Origin of the sequence: Mesorhizobium sp. M7A.F.Ca.CA.002.09.1.1, assembly GCF_003998555.1 — a bacterium.
In the GTDB taxonomy this organism is placed as follows: domain Bacteria; phylum Pseudomonadota; class Alphaproteobacteria; order Rhizobiales; family Rhizobiaceae; genus Mesorhizobium; species Mesorhizobium ciceri.
The window spans coordinates 1-1006 of the sequence record NZ_RZRR01001329.1 but is presented as its reverse complement, the minus strand read 5'-3'; the positions used below and the strand labels follow the sequence as shown (position 1 = coordinate 1006).

The window sequence follows — 1006 nt, the reverse complement described above, 5'->3', positions numbered from 1 at the left end:
CCAGAAGCTCGAGGTCGACCGCATGCACGGCCTGGCCAATGCCGCCGTGCATGCGGTCGACCTCGAGCTTCTGGCGACGGAAGCGCAAATCGATCCACAGCGCCGATGCCGACAGAACCAGGATCACCAGTGTGGCGGCGGCGGCCGCGAAAGCCTGCGAGGTCGGCTCGATCGTGTATTCGGATATGACGATCGAGGGATCGGGGAAGATCGAGACGGCACCCATCCCGATGAAATGCAGGGTGCAGATCGCCAGCGTCAGCAGCACCGCGCCGCCGGATGTCGCCTTCAAGGAGGGGCGGCGCTGCACGACACGCAGCGCCAGCGCCGCGAGCGTTACGCCGGCCAGCAGGGAAACGGCGACAAGCAACAGGTTCCACTCGATACGGCCCTGAACCTCGAACGCCGCCATGCCGATGTAGTGCATGGCTGCGATACCGCCGCCCAGCACGGCGCCGCCGACGAGATGATAGTCGAACTCATCCCGCAAGGTGGCGATCCACATGCCGGCTGCCGTCAAAGTGACCGAAGCAGCGAGCGAAAGCACGGAGAGTGCCGGATCATAGGCACTGGGTATGCCCGGTGTGAATGCGAGCATGGCGATGAAGTGCGTTGCCCAGATGCCAAAGCCGGTCGAAGTGGCCGCGATCATCAGCCAGGCAAGCCGGTTCCGATCTGTGGAACGGCTTATGTGCTGAAGCAGGTTGACAGCAGAGAAGCAGGAAATTCCGCAGATCAACGCGGCGAGTGCGACCAGTCTCAGATCATGTTCGTTGACGATACAATTGTAGACCGTCAGCATTTATTTCACCTGAGCTTTGGAAATAAACAGGGCAGCAGGATTGAGTAGCGCGTTGCCGTTGAGGGATCGATAAAGTCGGCTGCAACCTTGGCGTGTCTCTTCGGGTTGCTGCGGCTGCAATCAGGGCTGACACGCCGAAAGCCAGCTTGACGGTCCCGACGGTGGTTCCTGGCGCGCTTGTCGTCGCGCTAAGCCGGCTAACCG

At 61.5% G+C, this 1006-nt stretch carries 1 protein-coding gene; it reads right to left on the bottom strand.

Annotation, left to right across the window (positions count from 1 at the left end; translation table 11 throughout):
* A partial coding sequence (locus tag EN994_RS32960; RefSeq protein WP_281060228.1) for an MHYT domain-containing protein occupies positions 1 to 802 on the bottom strand: 802 nt, incomplete at its 3' end.
* Between the last annotated feature and the right edge of the window lie 204 nt (positions 803 to 1006).